The organism is Elstera litoralis (genome assembly GCF_000963705.1).
Lineage (GTDB): Bacteria > Pseudomonadota > Alphaproteobacteria > Elsterales > Elsteraceae > Elstera > Elstera litoralis.
Map to the genome: position 1 here is coordinate 1 of NZ_LAJY01000878.1, position 1,392 is coordinate 1,392.

General features: G+C 50.6%; 2 protein-coding genes. Both read right to left on the reverse strand.

Annotation, left to right across the window (positions count from 1 at the left end; genetic code table 11):
- Positions 1-390: DUF927 domain-containing protein (locus VZ95_RS23565; protein WP_332308148.1), on the reverse strand; the 390-nt coding region annotated here is incomplete at its 3' end.
- Positions 391-987: a DUF927 domain-containing protein gene (locus VZ95_RS24695; RefSeq protein WP_156995484.1), complete on the reverse strand. Its 597-nt coding sequence runs from the start codon at positions 985-987 to the stop codon at positions 391-393.
- Between the last annotated feature and the right edge of the window lie 405 nt (positions 988-1,392).

Genomic DNA, 1,392 nt, shown 5'->3' on the forward strand with positions numbered 1-1,392 from the left:
CCTGGCACTAAACGGCCTTTCTCTTCGCCGCCCGACAGTCGCATGACGGAAGCAGAAAAAGGCGGCGGCCCGACTCTTACTTCCCTCAGCAAGAACCCTCGTTTCGTCAAGAGGAAGGAACATACCATTGTGCGAGGCTGCCAGTGCCTCGAGATTATTGGGGGTGTGATTCCAACTCTCACAATATCCAAGCAGGCGTTTAGGATCACCGCCCCAGACCGATCCGGCGACAATAAGCACCGTGGTTTTTCCACGTCCGGGAAGTCCATACAGCAAAAACCCGCCCTGTTCCGGCCTAATCAGATCGAGCAGAGGTTGGATCAATGCGAGGGAAACTCCAAACATTAGCGCGTGTTGCCCTGACAGAAGCGGCCTACCTCCTTCAGCCAGTCATCCGAAGTGCCGGAGGAATGGAACTTTTTTGCTCAACGCCTGCTGGGCTGCGGGAAGCGACAGGTAGATTTTCACGGGCGAACCGGCAGGGTAGACAGTATAGCCAGGCGTAACAAATGCCCCGCCTAACCATCCTGATCGGCAGGCAATCAGACACTTTACCTCTTGCATATCGACGCCCTGAAGGCTTTTCAGGATTTGATCCTTTTCGCGTCGGGGCAAAAAACCAAACCCCTTTTTAGAAAGATCTTTAAAGAACCTTCCCCCATCTGAGGTAACCTCTTCGAATGGAAGCACTGTAACCACATTTTCCTGAGATTTATCGTGGGATGATTTTTTAACGACAACTAGGAACCAGTTCCCTTCCTCATTCTTCCCAGCAAAATGCTCATACTCTGCTTCCCAACGCGTTAAGGATTCCAGATTAGTAGTTGTTTTGAGCTTAGAGCCTTTCCTTTTCCCTTCTGATTTGAGATACCCTTTCTTTGAAAGCACATTGGGAACATCATTGGGCGTATCGTCAGCCTCTCCCTGAGAAATTGACGTATTGCCCAATGAAACTGAACGAGATGAATGAGTGTCGATCCTACGCATAACCTATTCCTCCTAAAAAGAGAGTGAGATTTGGGTGAGCAGAACTCAGTCTGCGTTTGGATTTACAGACTGAGAGTTTTCAACGAGAAAAATTGGAATTCGGCGTGAGAGAGCGTCAAAACGGCCTAACGCGGCTGTAGATTGCCGAATCCGTGATGTTGAGTACGTAACACTGCATTTGCTGACGCGTGCTCGCTGCTGCACGCTTCGAAAAACGTGAGCAGCATAAGCAGCGTAAGCAAATTAGCGTTTCGCACTCCGCCGTTTGGGTGTCGGGCGGATACGATCGCCCTGACGCCGCAGCCCATAGAGGAACAGAAAATCAGAGGGCTTAAAGTTGGCGTACCAACTCAGTAATTCCTCCATCTGCGGACGGGGCAAAGGATAGGCTGGCCCCTTCTCTTG

What these genes read in the sequence shown, in the direction of transcription:
- VZ95_RS24695 (WP_156995484.1), bottom strand. Translation starts at nt 987, where the DNA reads ATGCGTAGGATCGACACTCATTCATCTCGTTCAGTTTCATTGGGCAAT.